Source organism: Streptomyces sp. DSM 110735, from assembly GCF_016482685.1.
Taxonomy (GTDB): Bacteria; Actinomycetota; Actinomycetes; order Streptomycetales; family Streptomycetaceae; genus Streptomyces.
The window spans coordinates 103,647-120,662 of record NZ_JACYHF010000015.1; the positions used below are offsets into that span (position 1 = coordinate 103,647).

Below are 17,016 nucleotides of genomic sequence, written 5' to 3' on the forward strand. Positions count from 1 at the left end.
GCCAGAAGACCATGGATCGGTGCATGTCGCATCCGCGTCGGCGGGCCCTTCACCGCCCGCTCCCGGGCGCTTTCTCATGGTTCGAGCACCACCTTTCCGATCGTGCCGCGCGTCTGGAGCGCCCGGTGCGCGGCTGCCGCCTCGGAGAGCGGCAATCGGGTGACCGCCGGGCGCAGCCGACCCCGCGCCGCCTCGGCGAGCGCCCGCTCCTCCAGGGCGCGCAGACCGCCCGCCCGGCGCAGCATCTCCGGCCCGAGCACGGACTCGGAGACGCCCTCGACGAAGTGACCCCGGGCTTCGTCCCCGATGCCCTCCGCCGACCAGCCGAAGACCAGGTGCCGCCCACCGGGTCCGAGCAGGGCGACGCACACGCGGGCTGCTTCGCCGCCGACACCGTCGTAGACGAGCGTGGCGGGGCGCCCGGCGAGGAAGGCGCGGACCTCCTCGGACCAGTTGGGGGCGGTGTAGTCGACGGCGAGGTCGGCGCCGTTCGCGCGCACCCGTGCCGTCTTCTGCGGACCGCCCGCGAGCCCGACGACGGTGGCACCGGCGTTCTTCGCGTGCTGCGTGAGCAGGGTGCCGATGCCGCCCGCCGCCGCCGGTACGACCACCACGTCGTCCGCCTCCGGCTCCGCGAACCCGGCGATCCCGAGCGCGGTGCGACCGGTGCCGATCATCGCGACGGCCGCCGCGAAGTCCAGACCCGCCGGGATCTCGTGCAGGCGGTCCGTGTCCGTGACGGCGAGTTCGGCGTATCCGCCGGGTACGGGTCCGAGGTGGGCGACGACGCGCCTGCCGAGCCAGACCGGGTCCGTGCCCTCGCCCAGGGCGTCCACGACCCCCGCGACTTCGCGGCCGGGAACGGTCGGAAGCTCCGGCAGCGCGGGCAGCGGACCGCGCCGTCCCTCGCGCAGCGCGGTGTCGAGCAGGTGCACCCCGGCGGCGGCGACGGCGATCCGCGCCTGCCCCGGTCCGGGGACGGGGTCCTCGGTCTTCTCGTGGACCAGGTTCTCGGGCGGTCCGAAGGAGTGGAGCCGGACGGCGTGCATGTGGTCCCCCTGGAGTGGTGGTCGTCGTTCCCGTGGCTGCCGGGGGTCCCACTCTTCAACCTCGACCGGACTTGAGGTCAAGGGCGGCTTGTCGGAGCGGCTTGTCAGGACCGCTTGTCAGTGGCCGGGTGCAGCATGAGGGGCATGGTGAGGAAAGCGGTGGGTGCGGGCGGTACGGCTACGGGGCGTACGGGCGGTGCGGGGCGTACGGCGGTCAAGGGCGCGCGGCGTCCGGAGGTGCGGTTGCCTCCGCTGCGGCCGTGGGCGGAGCGGGAGCTGGCGGCGGACGGGGACTACGACGGGCTGGAGTTCCTGGAGGCGGATCTGTCCGGGCAGCGGGGCGCGGGGGCGCGCTTCATGGACTGTGCGCTGACCCACTGTGCGCTCGACGAGACGGCGCTCGGGCGCGCCCGTTTCCTGGACTCGGTGCTCACCGGGCTGCGGGGCGTGGGCACCCATCTCGCGGAGGCGGTCTTCCGGGACGTGGAGCTGAGCGCGCCCCGGCTGGGCGGGGTCCAGTTGCACGGGGCGACGCTGGAGCGGGTCGTCGTGCGCGGCGGCAAGCTCGACTTCCTCAATCTGCGCGAGGCACGGCTGAAGGACGTGGTGTTCGAGTCCTGTGTGCTGGTCGAGCCGGACTTCGCGGGGGCGCGCCTGGAGCGCGTGGAGTTCGTGGACTGCGCGCTGAAGGGAGCGGACTTCGGGAACGCCGTGCTGAAGGACGTGGATCTGCGCGGGGCAGCCCCGCTGGAGGTCCAGCGGGGACTCGACCGGCTGTCCGGCGCGGTGATCAGCACCGGTCAGCTCCTGGACCTGGCGCCGCTGCTCGCGGTGGAGCTGGGGATCAGGGTGGAGGGCTGAGCGGACTGGGCGGGCGGACCGGTCAGGAGATCCGGGGGTAGCGCGCCTGGAGGGTCCAGATCACCGGGTTCTCCGCCAGGTCCTCGTGCATGTCGGTGAGGTCCGCGAGCACGTCGTGCAGGAAGTCGCGGGCCTCACGGCGCAGTTCGGCGTGGGAGAAGGTGATCGGCGGTTCCTCGGCGCGCATCCAGTCCGCCTCGATGTCCACCCAGCCGAAGCGGCGCTCGAAGAGCATCCGGTCGGTCGACTCGGTGAAGTCCAGCTCCGCCCGCTGCGGGCGGGACGCCCGGGAGCCCATCGGGTCCTGGTCGAGCCGCTCCACGATGTCGCACAGCGCCCACGCGAAGTCCAGCACCGGCACCCATCCCCAGGCTGTGGACACCTCCTGGTCCTTCTCGGTGTCGGCCAGATACACGTCCCCGCAGAACAGGTCGTGCCGCAACGCCCGCGCGTCCGCACGGCGGTAGTCGGTCTGGGGCGGGTCCGGGAACCGGTTGGAGAGGGCATAGCCGATGTCGAGCACGTCGCAGATCGTCCCACGCCACCGGCGCGGCTCGGCTCAGCCGGTCCGCTCGCCGCTCCGCTCGCCGCTCGGCTCAGCCGGTCCGCTCAGCGGGTCCGCTCTGCCGGTCCGCTCTGCCGGTCCGCTCAGACGGTCCGTTCGGCGCCCTGCCCGGCGGCGCACTCGTCCGCCCGCACGGCAGACCCTCGCGGACCCCGGGGCGCGCGGGGCGTCCGGGGTCCGTGAGCGGGTGTGCGTCAGACGTTGACGCCGAAGTCCTGGGCGATGCCGACCAGGCCGGAGGCGTAACCCTGGCCGACGGCGCGGAACTTCCACTCGGCGCCGTTGCGGTACAGCTCGCCGAAGACCATCGCCGTCTCGGTGGCCGCGTCCTCGGAGAGGTCGTAGCGGGCGATCTCGGCGCCGCCGGCCTGGTTGACGATGCGGATGTAGGCGTTGCGGACCTGGCCGAAGTTCTGGCCGCGGTTCTCGGCGTCGTAGATGGAGACCGGGAAGACGATCTTCTCGACGTCGGCCGGGAGGGCGGCGAGGTTGACGTTGATCGCCTCGTCGTCGCCCGCGCCCTCGCCCGTGCGGTTGTCACCGGTGTGGACGATGGAGCTGTCCGGGGTCTGCTTGTTGTTGAAGAAGACGAAGTGCTGGTCGGAGTAGACCTTGCCCTGGCCGTTGACCGCGATGGCGGAGGCGTCCAGGTCGAAGTCCGTGCCGGTGGTGGTGCGGACGTCCCAGCCGAGGCCCACGGTGACGGCGGTCAGGCCCGGAGCCTCCTTGGTGAGCGAGACGTTGCCACCCTTGGACAGGCTTACAGCCATGATTGGGAGTCCCTTCCCTTAATGCGTACGTGGCGGAGTACTTGTCGCTCCGTCGGTCCCGACGAAGCTACGTCACCCGGAAGAACGCCGGGAGGGGTACCGGAGGTTCCTGCTCGCTTTACCTTTTTTACCGAGCTGGGGGAAAACGGGGTGACGCGGGACCGTGCGGGCAGGGACCATGGAGTCATGTCCGGGCCCTATCTCATCCGCGGCTCGGTCTCGCTTCCCGAGGCCGAGCTGACGTGGCGTTTCTCGCGTTCCTCCGGGCCCGGCGGGCAGCACGTCAACACCAGTGACTCCCAGGCCGAGCTGCGCTTCGACCTCGCGCGCACCGAGGCGCTGCCCGAGGTGTGGAAGCAGCGCGCGCTTGAGCGGCTGGCCGGGCGCCTGGTGGACGGCGTCCTGATCGTCCGCGCCTCCGAGCACCGCTCCCAGTGGCGCAACCGCGAGTCCGCGCTCGTGCGCCTGACCGCGACCCTCGCCGAGGCGACGGCACCCCCGCCCAAGCCCCGCCGCGCGACCCGTATCCCACGGGGCATCAACGAACGCCGCCTCAGACAGAAGAAGCAGCGCTCGGACACCAAGCGGGGGCGCTCGGGGCGGGACTGGGGATAGAGATCCGGCCAGTTGGCGGGCTCACCCGTCCGCCGACGCCGCGTCAGGACCCCGTACGCCCTGCCCGCGCCGACGCCAGGCAGCCACCGCCCCCGCCGTCGCCGCCACCACGCTCACCGCCAGCGACCCGTAGACGAGCGGGTTCACCCAGAACGGGACCAGCTCGGTCGCCGCCCCGCTGTCCGTGACGCAGCGCGCGCTGACCGGCAGCCCCAGGTCCGTCACGATGCCGTCGCCGGGTACGCCCATGGCCGCGCACATCTGGTCGGGGTCCAGGAGGTAGAAGCCGCGCCCCACGCCGTACCCGTAGGCGCCGAAGGCCGTGGCGGACGCCAGGAGCATCGTCTGCCCGCAGGGGACGGGGTCCGGCGCGTACCAGGCGCGGCCCCAGCCGTGGCGGCGCAGGCGCACCGCGAGCAGGAAGGCTGTCACGGCGGCCAGGCCGGGCATCGTGAGCGGAGCGAAGAGCGCCGCCATGTAGAAGGCCGGGGCCAGATCGTCCAGGGGAGTCGTCACGCAACGGCGGACGGCGGCGGCAGCCGCCCCGGTTCCCGCTCTCAGCCCAGGTGCCGGTACCGCCCCCGGAAGTACAGCAGCGGACCGCCCTCGGCGCTCGGCACATGGGCGGTCAGGACGCGGCCGATGACCAGGGTGTGGTCGCCCGCGAGGACCCGCTGTTCCGTACGGCACTCCAGCGTCGCGAGCGCGCCGGAGACCAGCGGGGCGCCCGTCGCCTCGCCCCGGGTGAGGTCGAGGTCGGCGAAGAGGAGGCGGTCGCTGATGCGGCCCTTCATCGAGAAGCGACCGGCGATCTGGCGCTGGTGGTCGGCGAGGACCGAGACCGCCCAAAGGGGCTGTTCCTCCAGGAGTTCGTCCATGCGCCCGCCCGTGCGCAGGCTGACCATGACCAGCGGGGGGTCCAGGGAGACCGACAGGAAGGCGGTGGCGGTCATGCCCACGTCCTCCGTGCCCGGCGCGTGCGGGTCGTCGGGGTCCAGCGGCGGCTCCTGCGCGGTCACCAGGACCACTCCGGCGGCCAGCCGGGACATCGCGGCCCGGAACTCGTCGTCGCTCACCCCCTCAGGATGCCCGGAAGCGGCCCGGGCGGCGGGGGACAAGGCGGAGGCGGAGGTGTTCAGCACGCCGGAAACGCTAATCGGCCACCCGGGTCCGCCGCATCGGCCCTCCGCCCGAGAGGGGTCCTAGGACCCGGGCCGCACGCCCGCGAGCGCCCGGACCAGGACTCCGGGGCACCCGGACCGGGACCCCGGACAACCGTCCCGACCCGCCCTCCTGCCGATTCGTACGGCATATGCGCATGTTCACTCACTTTGCGTTCAAGAACAGTGCCGGGAAAACGCAGAAACTCCACTCAATTGTTCACGTTCTGCTGTGACTTGAGTCACAAGGGGCAATAATTGTTGACCCTGTGTACCGAGTGAGGAGCGCGCTGTGATTCAGTGGCGAGAAGAAGCCTTGATGCGCGGCGAGGTCTCGGGGGAGGGGGAGGGCGAGCATGGAGACAGATTCGGAGCCGTACGTCCCGCTCACATCCCTGCGTCAGTTGCATCAGGTCATGGCCGAGATGAACACGGCACGCAGCCTGGCGGACACCCTCCAGATCGTCGCGGACGGCGCGGTCACCGCGCTGGGGTACGAGATGGCGTGCGTGAACCTCGTCCGCCCCGACGGCGATCTCGTCGTCGCCGCCTTCTCCGGCAACCCGGCGGCCGAGGCGCTGATCATGGGACGGGTCGGTGCCCGGGAGTCCTGGGAGCGGCGGCTGCGCATGGGCGAGCTGTGGGGGGACCTCGTGTTCATCCCCCACCACGAGGGCTGGGTCCTCGACGAGGACGACGTACCGCAGTGGTACACCGAGGGACCCCTCCCGCGGTTCGAGGAGGGGTGGCACCCCGGCGACCGGCTCTTCGCGCCGATGTACACGCCCGGGGTCCAGGGCGGGGCGCGGGGCGAGCTGATCGGCGTCATATCCGTCGACCGCCCGCACGGTGGCCGCCGTCCCGGCGCGTGGGGGCGCGAGGCGCTCCAGATGTACGCCTTCCAGGCAGCCATCGCCCTCAGCAACGCCCATCTGCGCGCCAACATGCAGCGCGCCCTGGTCCGCCTGGAGCGTGACCAGCAGGCACTTCGCGCCAGCGAGGAAAGCTTCCGCCAGGCGTTCGAGTACGCCCCCTCCGGCATGGCCATCGCGGAGATGGACGGCGACCACCACCAGGGCCGCATCCTGCGCACCAACGACGCGCTGTGCCGTCTGCTCGGGCGTCCCGCCGCCGCGATGCGCCGCTACTCCTTCGCCGACCTCGTCCACCCCGAGGACGTCACCACCCTGCGCCGCACCTCGCCCGAGGGCGGTCGGGGCGAGCTGCGGCTGGCCCGCCGGGACGGCACGTACGTCTGGGTGTCGCTGCGCAACTCCGTCGTGGCGGACACCACCGACGGACCCCGCTTCCTGCTCACCCACGTCGAGGACATCGAGGAGCGCAAGCGCCGCGAGCTGCAGCTCGCCCATCGCGCCTCGCACGACTCGCTGACCGGGCTGCCGAACTCCGCCGAGCTGCGCGCGCGGCTCGCCGCCCGGCTGTGCCGCCGTCCGGCGCAGGCGGGCGGGTTCGACTCGCTCGACGCCGCCTACGGCCACCCGGGCGACGCGGACGCCGGGCACGGTTTCGACTTCGGCTCGGGCGCCGAGGCGTACGACGCCTTCGACCACCATGTGCACACCATCGCGCCCGAGGGCGGTCACGACGACGGCGCCAAGGGTCTCGCGGTGCTCTTCTGCGACCTGGACGGCTTCAAGTCGATCAACGACCGCTTCGGGCACAACGCGGGCGACGCGGTGCTGATCGAGGTCGCGCGGCGGCTGAGCAACGGCGTACGGGACGGCGACACGGTCGCGCGGCTCGGCGGCGACGAGTTCGTGATCCTCGCCGACGGGCTCGGGCGGGCGGACGCGCAGGACCTCGCCGGGCGGCTGCGGGGCGAGATCATCCAGCCGATCCGGGCGGAGGGGCGGGCCGTGCGGGTGGGCGCGAGTTTCGGCATCGGCTGGGCGCACTGCGGAATGACGGCGGACGAGGTGTTGAAGTCAGCCGACGAGCGGATGTACGTAGAGAAACGATCTCGTCCCAAACAGCACCGGCGTGCCGGGTGATCCGCAGGTCAGTGGGTTGAGACGGGCCGACTCGCCCGATTTGGGGGGCTCGGGGGCCTCACCCGTTCGAGCGAATTCGGGTATGCGGGAAGGTAGGCTCGCCATGCCAACCCGTACCCCATCCGCCCGCACCTGCTTGAGGAGTACCAGGGATGACGCCCGGCGACAACGGCGCGAGCACGCCCGAGGAAGACGACCCGTTCGGCTACCTGTACGCAGACGGCCAGGCCAGAGGCGCCCAGCCGCCGTCCGGCGGTTACGGCTACCCGAACGCGGTCAGCCGGGTGCGCGCGGTCGGTGAACGCCAGTACCCCCAGCAGCAGACCTACGGCCAGCAGGTCCCCCCGCAGCAGGCTGCTTACGGCCAGCAGACGGTCCAGACCCCGCAGGCGGCGCCCGGCGCCGTCCCGACGGGCAGCCGGGTGCAGCAGAACGCCGGGCGGCGTGGTCCCAACACCAAGGGTCTGCTGATCGGCGCGATCGCCGTGGTCGCCGTGGTCGTCATCGGTATCAGCGTGGCGATGTTCAACGGTGACTCGGGCGACGACGCGGGCGGTGCCGCGAGCCCCAGCCCGACCCAGTCCAAGAGCACCGCGCCGCATCCCAAGACCACGGCTTCGGCGCCCCCGGGCGAACTCCCGAAGGCCGACGCGGCCGACAGCTCGGTCCAGCTCGCGGGCGGCGCGGCACCCGCGTCGGACGTCAAGGGTGCCGAAGCGGCGGGCGGCACGTACGTGGGCGGTCTCAACCAGGCCGGTGCGTCGGCGACATGGAGTGTGAGCGTGCCGGAGGAAGGCGCGTACACCTTCTTCATGCGCTACAGCGTGACGGGCGAGGACCAGTCGATGACGATCACCGTCAACGGCAAGGAGTACGGCAGCAAGGCCGACCTGCAGAACTACCGGCACGCGGCCGCCAACGACTTCGAGAACGGCTGGGCGACCACCTTCGTGTACCCGGACCTCAAGAAGGGCGCGAACACGATCTCCGTCTCCTGCCAGGCGGGCGACAAGTGCAACGTGCTGCTGGACCAGCTCTGGGTGAAGAAGGGCCACGTCACGCGCTAGGGCGTTGTCCCTCGCGGCCGGGCTTTCAGGCAGCCTCGGCCGCGCCCGTGACCTCGATCCGCCCGCACAGCTCGTCGTAGACCGCCCGGTCGAACTCCCCCGCCGCCGGAGCCACTACCGCCGCCGCCGACAGGGCGGTGGCGCGGGTCAGGCGGGTGGGCCAGGGGGCGTTTTCCACCAGGCCCGACAGCAGGCCCGCGACTGCCGCGTCGCCCGCGCCCGTGGGGTTGCCGCACAGGGGGGAGGGTGGGGTGGCGCGCCAGTGGCCTTCCGGGGTGGCGGCGAGGAGGCCGGTTGGGCCGAGGGAGGCGACTACGGCGTGGGCGCCTCGGCGGCGGGCGTCGCGGGTGGCGCGCAAGGGCTCGTGGGAGCCCGTCAGTTCGGCCAGTTCCACGGCGTTCGGCTTCACGATGTCGGGGCGGGCGGCGACGCCGCGGCGCAGGGGTTCGCCGCTGGTGTCGAGGAGGACCGGTACTCCCGCCGAGCGGGCCACGCGTATCAGACCCGCGTACGCGCCCACCGGCACGCCCGGGGGCAGGCTGCCGGAGAGGGCGACCGCCGAGGCGCCGGTGAGCAGGGTGTCGTAGGCGCGCAGGAAGGCGGCCCATTCGGCGGGGGAGATCTGCGGTCCGGGTTCGTTCAACTGGGTTGTGTCGCCGGTGAGTTCGTCGACCACCGCCACGGTGCGGCGGGTCGGTCCCGCGACCTCCACCAGCGCGTCGGTGAGCAACGCCGTCCCCGCGAGCCGCTCGCGCAGCACCCCTCCGGTCGCGCCGCCCGCGAACCCGGTGACCGTCACCTCGTGCCCGAGCGCGGCCAGCACCCGCGCCACGTTGACGCCCTTGCCGCCCGGTCGTTCCGCGACGTCGGAGACGCGGTGGGAGGCGTGGGGGCGCAACGACCGTACGCGGTAGGTGATGTCGAGAGCGGTGTTCAGTGTGACCGTGAGGATCACCCGGTCCGACCTCCCTCGAAAGTTGGCGCGGCTTCGGTTTCCGGGGCCCCGATCATGCCAAAGAGACGGCGGCCGGCCCACCTCGGGGACGACCGCCGTCGGATGAAGCGGGGTACGGATCAGGGCAGTTGGGGCGCGAGAACCCATTCGCCCCGGCGCATGACGCCCTTCACCGTGAACTCGGCGTCCAGCAGCACGAGATCGGCGTCCTTGCCGGGCTCCAGGGAACCGATCCGGTCCGAAAGCCCGAGCAGCCGGGCCGGGTTGACGGACAGCGCCTTCACCACGTCGGTCACCGGCAGCCGGTCGACGGTGACCGCCCGCTGGAAGGCGCGGTCCAGGGTCAGCGTGGACCCCGCGATGGATCCGCCCTCCACGAGGCGGGCCACGCCCTCGCGCACCTCGACCTCCAGCGGGCCGAGCAGATAGCGCCCGTCGCCCGAGCCCGCCGCGTCCATCGCGTCGGTGATGAAGGCGACCCGGTCGGCGCCCGCGTGGTGGAAGGCCAACTGGAGTGCGGCCGGGTGCAGATGGACGCCGTCGTCGATCAGCTCGACGGTGATCCGCTCGTCCTCCAGGAGCGCGGTGATCGGTCCGGGGGCGCGGTGGCCCAGCGGGGGCATGGCGTTGAAGAGGTGGGTGGCGACGGTCGCGCCCGCGTCGATGGCTTCGACGGTCTGCTCGTAGCTCGCGTCCGTGTGCCCGATGGCGGCGATGACGCCCTGCTCGGCGAGGAGCCGTACGGAGTCCAGACCGCCGGGGAGTTCGGTGGCGAGGGTGACCATGCGGGCCTGTCCGCGCGCGGCGTCGAGCAGCTTGCGGACCTCGGCGGGGTCGGGGTCGCGCAGCAGCGCCTCGGAGTGCGCGCCCTTGCGGCAGGGGGAGATGAACGGTCCCTCGAAGTGGATGCCCGCGATGTCGCCCTGCTCGGCCAGCTCGCCGAGGAGTCCGGCGCGGCGGGCCAGCAGGTCCAGGTCGTCGGTGACGGTGGAGGCGACCAGGGTGGTGGTGCCGTGCGCGCGGTGGGCGCGTACGGCGGTCAGCGCGTCCTCGGCGCTGCCCACCGCGAAGGAGGCTCCGCCGCCGCCGTGGTTGTGCAGGTCCACGAAGCCGGGGACCAGCCAGTGGCCGCTCGCGTCGACGACCTCGGCGCCTGCCGGGGCGGGAGGTGCCGCCTCGGCAGGACCCGCGGCGGTGATCCGCGTGCCCTCCACGCTCACGCGGCCGTCGTCCACCACGCCGGTGGGCAGCACCACCCGTGCGCCGGTGAGTACCAAGCTGGGAGCCATCAGGCGGTTACCTCCGTGGGGTCGGTGCGGTCCGGGCCGGCGGGGCCCAGGAGATCGCGGGCGAGCAGTCCGGCGCCGAGGCACCCGGCGGTGTCGCCGAGTGCGGCCGGGACGATGGTCGGCGGGGTCTGGAAGGTGATCCGGCGCCCCACGGCTTCCCGCAGGGGGCGGAACAACGTCTCGCCCGCCTCCGCGAGTCCGCCGCCGATGATCAGGGTGCCCGGGTCGAGCAGGGTGAGCGCGGTGACGAGGCCGTCGGCGAGCGCGTCGACCGCGTCGTGCCAGACCCGTTCGGCGCCCGGGTCGCCGTTCGCGACCGCCTTCGCGCAGTCGGCGGCGTCGGCGTCGTCCCTGCCGGACACGCGCGCCCACGCCTCACCGACGGCTGCCGCGGAGGCGTACCGCTCCAGGCAACCGCGCTGTCCGCAGGGGCAGTCGGCGCCGCCGGGGCGTACGACGATGTGGCCGATCTCACCGGCGAAGCCGTGGGCGCCCGCCTCGACCCCGCCGCCGATGCCGATGGCGCCCGCGATGCCGGTGCCGAGCGGCACGAACAGGAAGCGCCCGGCGCCCTTCCCGGCGCCGATCCGGCCCTCGGCGAGTCCGCCGGTGCGCACGTCGTGGCCGAGCGCGACGGGTACGCCGAGGCGCTCGGCGAGCAGCTCGCGCAGGGGGACGTCGCGCCAGCCGAGGTTGGCGGCGTAGACCGCGCGTCCGCCGCGCTCGTCCACGATGCCGGGCACCGCGACCCCGGCGGCGACGGCGGGTCCGCCCAGGTGCGCGGCGCCGTGCGCGGCGAGGTCGGCGGCGAAGCCGAGGATCTCCGCGACCACCGCCTCGGGACCCCGCTCGCGCCCGGTCGCGCGGCGCTCGCGGTGCAGGAGTACGGGCGCCGTGCCCGGGGCAGGCGCGCTGTCGACGCCGAGGAGAGCGGCCTTCATCCAGGTGCCGCCCACGTCCAGGGCGATGACATGTCTCACCCGTCCAGTGTGACCCGGTGACCCATGAGAGGTCTAGTCCACTTACGTGGTGTAGACATGTGTTCACATAGCGAACAGTCAGTAAAGGGAATCGGGGTTTTGACGGTGCGTCGGCGTACGGCAGGAACGATCGCGGTGGTGTCCGCACTGGGCATGGCGGCGGTCCTCGGCGGCTGCGGGACCACGGGTTCCTCGCACGTGACCCTCAAGCTGGTCGCCGCCGACTACGGCGACTCCCCGGCCAACAGCTCCAAGAAGTACTGGGCGACGCTGGTCAGCGCGTACGAGAAGAAGCACCCCGACGTGAAGGTCGACGTCAGCGTGTACTCGTGGAACGACGTCGACGCCAAGGTCAAGCAGATGGTCGCCGCCGGGCACGCCCCCGACATGGCGCAGATCGGCGCCTACGCCGACTACGCGGCCAAGGGCAAGCTCTACTCCGCCTCCGACCTGCTCTCCATCCGCACCCAGGCGGACCTCGTCTCGCAGCTCTCCGACGCGGGCGAGTGGGACCACACGCCGTACGGGATGCCGTTCGCCGCCTCCACGCGTGTCCTCTTCTACAACAAGACGCTCTTCGAGAAGGCGGGCATCACCGACGCGCCCACCACCTGGGACGAGCTGGCCGCCGACGCCGAGGCGCTCAAGGCGAAGGGCGTGAAGTACCCCTACGCGCTGCCGCTCGGGCCGGAGGAGGCGCAGGCGGAGACCATGCAGTGGCTGCTGAGCGGCGGCGGCAACTACACGGACGACATGGGTACGTACACCATCGACTCCAGCCAGAACACCCGCACCTTCGCCTGGCTCAAGGACGACCTGGTCGACAAGGGTCTGACCGGACCGGTCGCCCCGGGGCGCCTGAACCGCGCCGCCGCGTTCTCCGCGTTCGCGAACGGCGAGGTCGGGATGCTCAACGGCCACCCCACGCTGATGCAGCAGGCCGAGTCCAAGGGCGTGAAGTTCGGCATGGTCCCGATGCCGACCCGCGACGGCGACCACCAGCCCTCGATGGGCGTCGCCGACTGGATGATGGGCTTCAAGCAGCGCGGCCACGCCGACCAGATCGGCAGCTTCCTCGACTTCGTCTACCAGGAGAAGAACGTGCTCGCCTTCTCCCACGAGTACGGACTGCTGCCCGTGACCACCTCCGCCTCCGAGGCGATGGGCGACTCCGAGGCGCCCCGCGACAAGGCGCTGCACCCCTTCCTGGACCAGCTCCAGACCGCCGAGCAGTACCCCGTCGACAAGACCTCCTGGGCCGAGGTCAGCGCGGCCGTCAAGCAGCAGATCGGCCAGGCGGTCGACACCGACGGCAGCCCCTCGGGCGTGCTGACCCGGCTGCAGTCCACGGCGACGCTGGCGGACAGCCGGGTGGCCGCCCGCTGACCCGCTGTCCTCGGCGGGGGTTACGGTTGCCGACATGGAACTGGGCCCCCGCGAGCAGGCGATCCTCGCGCTGGAGCGCCGGAGCTTCACGGGCCCCGGCGCCAAGGAACGCGCCATCCGCGAACAGCTCGGTCTCACCCCCGTCCACTACTACCAACTCCTCAACGCCCTCCTGGACGACGAGCGCGCCCTCGCCCACGACCCGGTGACGGTGAACCGGCTGCGCCGGGTGAGAGAAGCGAGACGTTCCGAACGGTGACGCTGCGCCGGCTTCGACGGGTGGGCGCCGGGTCGTGCGGGGCGCGGTGGCTCCGGGAGCGGTGACCTGAGCGCCTGCCCGCGCCTGCCCCGTGCGTCGACACGTCGGGCCGACGCCCTGTGCCCGGCACCGCCCGCGCCGACCCTGAGCGCCGATGCCCCCGCACCGACCCTCGGCGCGGATCCCCGCCCCCGAGCGGACCACGACTCCCCGCCGGGGAGGAGTGCGGAGGGCGCCTCGTGGATAGGGTCGTTTCATGGGTATCCCCGAGACGGACTCCGCCACCCCGAGGGACCTGCCGGTTCCGACGACTCCGGCCGGACGGGACGGTCTGCGCGCGCTGGTGGAGGGGGCGCGCGGGGCTGTGATCGGTCTGGACTTCGACGGGACGCTGGCTCCCATCGTCGCCGATCCCGCGCAGGCGCGGGCTCATCCCGAGGCGGTGCCCGCGCTCGTGGAGCTGGCGCCGAAGGTGGCGTCCGTGGCGGTGATCACCGGGCGCCCCGCCGGGGTGGCCGTACGCAACGGCGGGTTCGCCGGGGTCGAGGGGCTCGGGCATCTCGTCGTCCTCGGGCACTACGGCGCGGAGCGCTGGGACGCGGCCACCGGTGACGTCAGCGCCCCCGCGCCGCACCCCGGTATCGCCGCCGTCCGGGCGGAACTGCCGGGCGTGCTGGACCGGGCGGGGGCGTGGCCCGGGACCTGGATCGAGGAGAAGGGGCGCGCGGTCGCCGTGCACACGCGCCGCGCGGAGGACCCGGACGCCGCGTTCGAGGCGCTGCGCGCTCCGCTGACCGACCTCGCCACCCGGCACGGGCTGATCGTCGAACCCGGTCGCCTCGTCCTCGAACTCCGCCCGCCCGGCATGGACAAGGGCGTCGCTCTCCTCGACCACGTCCGCGCCCTCGGCGCCGACGCCGTCCTCTACGCGGGCGACGACCTCGGCGACCTCCCCGCCTTCGCCGCCGTCGAGAAGCTCCGCACCGGCGGCACCCCCGGTCTCCTGGTCTGCAGCGGCAGCACAGAGGTCCCGGAACTCGCGGAACGGGCGGACCTGGTGGTGGACGGTCCCGAGGGTGTGGTGGACCTGCTCCGTACCCTCGCCGCGCACATGGACTGACCCCCCCTCGGGGCGCCGTCCGCGTCGGACGCGCCGACCGCACGGAAGCGGTTGACGCGCAGAGCTGGCCAACAGGCGCTCACAGCAAGGGAGTTCAGCCCCGCAGCGCGTTCAACTGGTCCAGGAACCAGCGGGTCGGGGGCAGCGCCGTCGCCGCCGTCGCCAGGCGCTTGGAGCGTTCCGCGCGTTCGGCGGGGGGCAGGGTCAGCGCTTCGTGGAGCGCCTCCGCCGTGCCGACGACGTCGTACGGGTTCACCGTGATCGCGTCCTCGGCCAGTTCCTCGTAGGCACCCGCCTCGCGGGAGAGGACCAGGGCGACGCCCTCGTCGGAGACGACCGGGACCTCCTTGGCGACCAGGTTCATGCCGTCGCGGATGGGGTTGACCAGGGCGACGTCGGCGAGGCGGTACGCGGCAAGCGAGCGGGCGAAGTCGTCCTCGACATGCAGGAGGACCGGCGTCCAGTCCGCCGTGCCGAACTCGGCGTTGATCTCCTCCGCGATCCGGCGCACCTCGTCCGTGTAGGCGCGGTACACCGCCAGGTCCTGCCGGGAGGGATACGCGAAGGCGACGTGCACGACCCGCTCGCGCCACTCCGGGTGGTCCACGAGGAGGCGCCGGTACGCCAGCAGCCCGCGCGCGATGTTCTTCGACAGCTCGGTGCGGTCGACCCGGACGATCGTCCGGCGCCCCTCGCCGATCTCGTCCCGGAGGGTCACCATCCGCTCGGACACGTCCGCCCGGTGTGCCCGCTCCCGCAGGAAGTCCGCGTCCGCGCCAAGGCCGTGCACGCCGATCTCCGTGCCGGACGGGATGCCCGGACCCAGCACGGCGTGACAGCACGCGGTGAACGCGTCCGCCCACCGGCGGGTCAGGAACGCAGCCCGGTCCGCGCCCAGGATGCCGCTCAGCAGCTCGGCGGCGATGTCGTCGGGGAGCAGCCGGAAGTAGTCCGGCGGCGCCCAGGGGGTGTGCGAGAAGTGGCCGATGCGCAGGTCGGGGCGGAGCTCGCGCAGCATCCGGGGGGCGAGCGCCAGGTGGTAGTCCTGGATCAGCACCGCCGCGCCCGGCGCCGCCTCCTCGGCGAGCGCCTCGGCGAACGCCCGGTTGTACTCCCGGTACGCCTCCCACTGCTGACGGAACTCCGCGTCGAAGACCGGCTCCAGCGGGGTCTGGTACAGCATGTGGTGCACGAACCACAGCACGGAGTTGGCGATGCCGTTGTACGCCTCGGCGTGCGTCCGCGGGTCGATGCCCAGCATCCGCACCCGCTGCCCGCCGGTGTCCGCCTCCGGCAGCAGCCCGCCGTCCGCGCGCCGCACCGCCTCCCGGTCACCGTCCCCGAGCGCCGCGCACACCCACACCGCGTCGGTGTCGGGACCGATCGCCGACAGCCCGGACACCAGCCCGCCACCACCGCGCCGCGAGGTCAGCGCCCCGTCCGGACCCACCGTGTACGACACCGGTCCACGATTCGACGCGACCAGCACCTCAGCACCCTGCGTTGAAGCCATGGTCCTCAACCTAGCCCGGCACCGAAACCCTCAAACGTACGCGCGACGCGACGCGGCGCCTCGTATACATCCCTCCGTTTACGCCGCAGGACGCACCCGCCGCCGCCGACGCCGAAGGCGAAGCCGAGGCGTCGCCGCCGTCAAGCCACCCGCCGCTCCGCATACTCCGCGATCTCCGCCATCGGCGGTCGCTCCTCCGTGTCCACCGAGTACGTCCGCGGCTCGAACCCGGACACCCCCCGCTCGAACTGGGTCAGAGAAGGACGGACCAGATGCCCCCGGGCAAGACGCAACTGAGCCGTGCGATAGATCGCCGCCGCCATGCGCCCCAGCGCCTGCCCGTCCTGATGCCGGTGCTTGCGGACCCCCACGTCGACCTGCGCCAGCGCGTCGAGCCCGACCAGATGCAGCGAGTCCACCAGCATCCCCAGCTCCACCCCGTACCCCACGGGGAACGGCAACTGCTCAAGGAGGGAGCGCCGAGCCGCGTACTCCCCGCCCAGCGGCTGTACGAAACCGGCCAACTGCGGCCAGTGCATGTTCAGCAGCGGTCGCGCCATCAGCTCGGTGACCCGCCCGCCCTGCCCGGCGGCGCCGCCCAGCGGACGGTCGTACATCGCCTTGACCAGGTCCACCTGCGGATCGGTGAGCAGCGGTCCGACGATGCCGAGGACGAAGTCCGAGGAGAACTCCTTCAGATCCGCGTCCACGAAGGCCACGATGTCCCCGCTGGTCGCCAGCAGCGACCGCCACAGCACCTCGCCCTTGCCGGGCACGGCGGGCAGCCGGGGCAGGATCGCGTCGCGGTGCACGACGCGCGCGCCCGCCGCCGCGGCGACCTCGGAGGTGCGGTCGGTGGACCCGGAGTCCACCACGACTATCTCGTCCACCAGCGGCGCCTGCGTCACCAGGTCGTGGCGGATCACGGAGACGATGTCACCGACCGTCTCCTCCTCGTTCAGCGCGGGCAGCACCACGGACACGGTCTGCCCGGAGCGCTGCTTGGCGGCGAGGACACGGTGCAGCGGGCGGTCGGCCACGGACCAGGAGCGGGTGGCCAGCCAGCGCTCGGTTTCTTCCAGCATGGGCTGCGGCTCCTTCTCAGCGGGGACGTAGGGTCACACGTGCCGGTGTCCGGGAACCCGTCTCGCGGTTCGGACGACACCTTCAACTGTGCTGGCCTTCGGTTACAGTCTTGAACAACGCCGATGACCATCGCATGTCCGAGACGATCGGCGTCCACAACCGCATACAGCTCATCCAGAGGGGCAGAGGGAAACGGCCCTGCGAAGCCCCGGCAACCCTCCAGCCGGTCTCGTGCGCGGACACACCGCGACACCGCGAGGCTCCCGGCTCGGGAAGGTGCCAAATCCGTCTCACGGCGAAGTGCGTCGTGAGGAAGATGAGGAGAAAGG

General features: G+C 72.5%; 17 protein-coding genes and 1 riboswitch. Of the genes, 7 read left to right on the top strand and 10 right to left on the bottom strand.

All coding sequences use genetic code 11. From position 1 onward, the window contains the following. Positions 1 to 74: 74 nt before the first annotated feature. Positions 75 to 1,049 carry a zinc-binding dehydrogenase gene (locus tag IF655_RS22155; RefSeq protein WP_199586758.1) on the bottom strand — a complete coding sequence of 325 codons (975 nt, stop codon included), beginning with the start codon at positions 1,047 to 1,049 and terminating at the stop codon, positions 75 to 77. A 144-nt stretch (positions 1,050 to 1,193) separates the two neighbouring features. On the opposite strand from IF655_RS22155, the gene IF655_RS22160 reads away from it, so the two are divergent. Then, positions 1,194 to 1,910 (top strand): pentapeptide repeat-containing protein, encoded by a 717-nt coding sequence (locus tag IF655_RS22160; protein ID WP_199586759.1) that lies wholly within the window; start codon positions 1,194 to 1,196, stop codon positions 1,908 to 1,910. Positions 1,911 to 1,932: 22 nt separating this feature from the next. Here IF655_RS22160 and IF655_RS22165 read toward each other — a convergent pair whose 3' ends face one another. Together IF655_RS22165 and IF655_RS22170 are read right to left on the bottom strand one after the other, a co-directional pair. After that, a complete protein-coding gene (locus IF655_RS22165; protein WP_199586760.1) occupies positions 1,933 to 2,433 on the bottom strand; it encodes a hypothetical protein in 501 nt (166 codons plus the stop codon). Between the two features lie 236 nt (positions 2,434 to 2,669). Then, positions 2,670 to 3,245, bottom strand: coding sequence for a TerD family protein (locus tag IF655_RS22170; RefSeq protein WP_030804536.1), 576 nt, complete (start codon positions 3,243 to 3,245; stop codon positions 2,670 to 2,672). Between the two features lie 186 nt (positions 3,246 to 3,431). Here IF655_RS22170 and arfB point away from each other — a divergent pair, with 186 nt between their 5' ends. After that, positions 3,432 to 3,860, top strand: a complete 429-nt coding sequence (gene arfB, locus IF655_RS22175; RefSeq protein ID WP_199586762.1) for an alternative ribosome rescue aminoacyl-tRNA hydrolase ArfB — start codon at positions 3,432 to 3,434, stop codon at positions 3,858 to 3,860. A gap of 21 nt (positions 3,861 to 3,881) precedes the next feature. On the opposite strand, the gene IF655_RS22180 is transcribed toward arfB, so the two are convergent. Together IF655_RS22180 and IF655_RS22185 are read right to left on the bottom strand one after the other, a co-directional pair. Further along, positions 3,882 to 4,376 (bottom strand): hypothetical protein, encoded by a 495-nt coding sequence (locus IF655_RS22180; protein ID WP_199586764.1) that lies wholly within the window; start codon positions 4,374 to 4,376, stop codon positions 3,882 to 3,884. A gap of 41 nt (positions 4,377 to 4,417) precedes the next feature. Further along, positions 4,418 to 5,002: a flavin reductase family protein gene (locus IF655_RS22185; RefSeq protein WP_199586766.1), complete on the bottom strand. Its 585-nt coding sequence runs from the start codon at positions 5,000 to 5,002 to the stop codon at positions 4,418 to 4,420. A 374-nt stretch (positions 5,003 to 5,376) separates the two neighbouring features. On the opposite strand from IF655_RS22185, the gene cdgB reads away from it, so the two are divergent. Further along, positions 5,377 to 7,032 (top strand): diguanylate cyclase CdgB, encoded by a 1,656-nt coding sequence (cdgB, locus tag IF655_RS22190; RefSeq protein WP_199586768.1) that lies wholly within the window; start codon positions 5,377 to 5,379, stop codon positions 7,030 to 7,032. A 152-nt stretch (positions 7,033 to 7,184) separates the two neighbouring features. Beyond that, a complete protein-coding gene (locus tag IF655_RS22195) occupies positions 7,185 to 8,099 on the top strand; it encodes a carbohydrate-binding protein (RefSeq protein ID WP_199586770.1) in 915 nt (304 codons plus the stop codon). A gap of 25 nt (positions 8,100 to 8,124) precedes the next feature. Here the strand turns inward: IF655_RS22195 and IF655_RS22200 are convergent, their stop codons facing one another. The 3 genes from IF655_RS22200 to IF655_RS22210 form a co-directional block, all read right to left on the bottom strand. Then, the gene (locus tag IF655_RS22200; RefSeq protein ID WP_199586772.1) at positions 8,125 to 9,054 is read right to left on the bottom strand and encodes a 1-phosphofructokinase family hexose kinase; all 930 of its coding nucleotides are present in this window, start codon (positions 9,052 to 9,054) and stop codon (positions 8,125 to 8,127) included. Between the two features lie 119 nt (positions 9,055 to 9,173). Continuing rightward, positions 9,174 to 10,343, bottom strand: a complete 1,170-nt coding sequence (nagA, locus tag IF655_RS22205; RefSeq protein WP_199586773.1) for an N-acetylglucosamine-6-phosphate deacetylase — start codon at positions 10,341 to 10,343, stop codon at positions 9,174 to 9,176. Next, a complete protein-coding gene (locus IF655_RS22210) occupies positions 10,343 to 11,323 on the bottom strand; it encodes an ROK family protein (RefSeq protein ID WP_199586774.1) in 981 nt (326 codons plus the stop codon). Before IF655_RS22210 ends, nagA begins: the two co-directional genes overlap by 1 nt. A gap of 135 nt (positions 11,324 to 11,458) precedes the next feature. On the opposite strand from IF655_RS22210, the gene IF655_RS22215 reads away from it, so the two are divergent. The 3 genes from IF655_RS22215 (at position 11,459) to otsB (ending at position 14,088) form a co-directional block, all read left to right on the top strand. After that, positions 11,459 to 12,709 carry an ABC transporter substrate-binding protein gene (locus IF655_RS22215; protein WP_199586775.1) on the top strand — a complete coding sequence of 417 codons (1,251 nt, stop codon included), beginning with the start codon at positions 11,459 to 11,461 and terminating at the stop codon, positions 12,707 to 12,709. Positions 12,710 to 12,743: 34 nt separating this feature from the next. Next, on the top strand, positions 12,744 to 12,968 hold the full coding sequence (locus IF655_RS22220; RefSeq protein WP_199586776.1) for a DUF3263 domain-containing protein: 225 nt from the start codon (positions 12,744 to 12,746) through the stop codon (positions 12,966 to 12,968). 256 nt (positions 12,969 to 13,224) lie between these two features. Next, a complete protein-coding gene (otsB, locus tag IF655_RS22225) occupies positions 13,225 to 14,088 on the top strand; it encodes a trehalose-phosphatase (protein ID WP_199586777.1) in 864 nt (287 codons plus the stop codon). A gap of 94 nt (positions 14,089 to 14,182) precedes the next feature. Here otsB and IF655_RS22230 read toward each other — a convergent pair whose 3' ends face one another. After that, a complete protein-coding gene (locus tag IF655_RS22230) occupies positions 14,183 to 15,601 on the bottom strand; it encodes a trehalose-6-phosphate synthase (RefSeq protein ID WP_199586778.1) in 1,419 nt (472 codons plus the stop codon). Positions 15,602 to 15,741: 140 nt separating this feature from the next. Next, positions 15,742 to 16,686, bottom strand: a complete 945-nt coding sequence (locus IF655_RS22235; protein WP_199586779.1) for a glucosyl-3-phosphoglycerate synthase — start codon at positions 16,684 to 16,686, stop codon at positions 15,742 to 15,744. A 168-nt stretch (positions 16,687 to 16,854) separates the two neighbouring features. Then, positions 16,855 to 17,010, top strand: a riboswitch (SAM riboswitch). The last annotated feature ends 6 nt before the right edge of the window (positions 17,011 to 17,016 follow it).

What these genes read in the sequence shown, in the direction of transcription:
- IF655_RS22155 (WP_199586758.1), bottom strand. Translation starts at nt 1,049, where the DNA reads ATGCACGCCGTCCGGCTCCACTCCTTCGGACCGCCCGAGAACCTGGTC.
- IF655_RS22160 (WP_199586759.1), top strand. Translation starts at nt 1,194, where the DNA reads ATGGTGAGGAAAGCGGTGGGTGCGGGCGGTACGGCTACGGGGCGTACG.
- IF655_RS22170 (WP_030804536.1), bottom strand. Translation starts at nt 3,245, where the DNA reads ATGGCTGTAAGCCTGTCCAAGGGTGGCAACGTCTCGCTCACCAAGGAG.
- arfB (WP_199586762.1), top strand. Translation starts at nt 3,432, where the DNA reads ATGTCCGGGCCCTATCTCATCCGCGGCTCGGTCTCGCTTCCCGAGGCC.
- cdgB (WP_199586768.1), top strand. Translation starts at nt 5,377, where the DNA reads ATGGAGACAGATTCGGAGCCGTACGTCCCGCTCACATCCCTGCGTCAG.
- IF655_RS22195 (WP_199586770.1), top strand. Translation starts at nt 7,185, where the DNA reads ATGACGCCCGGCGACAACGGCGCGAGCACGCCCGAGGAAGACGACCCG.
- nagA (WP_199586773.1), bottom strand. Translation starts at nt 10,343, where the DNA reads ATGGCTCCCAGCTTGGTACTCACCGGCGCACGGGTGGTGCTGCCCACC.
- IF655_RS22220 (WP_199586776.1), top strand. Translation starts at nt 12,744, where the DNA reads ATGGAACTGGGCCCCCGCGAGCAGGCGATCCTCGCGCTGGAGCGCCGG.
- otsB (WP_199586777.1), top strand. Translation starts at nt 13,225, where the DNA reads ATGGGTATCCCCGAGACGGACTCCGCCACCCCGAGGGACCTGCCGGTT.
- IF655_RS22230 (WP_199586778.1), bottom strand. Translation starts at nt 15,601, where the DNA reads ATGGCTTCAACGCAGGGTGCTGAGGTGCTGGTCGCGTCGAATCGTGGA.
- IF655_RS22235 (WP_199586779.1), bottom strand. Translation starts at nt 16,686, where the DNA reads ATGCTGGAAGAAACCGAGCGCTGGCTGGCCACCCGCTCCTGGTCCGTG.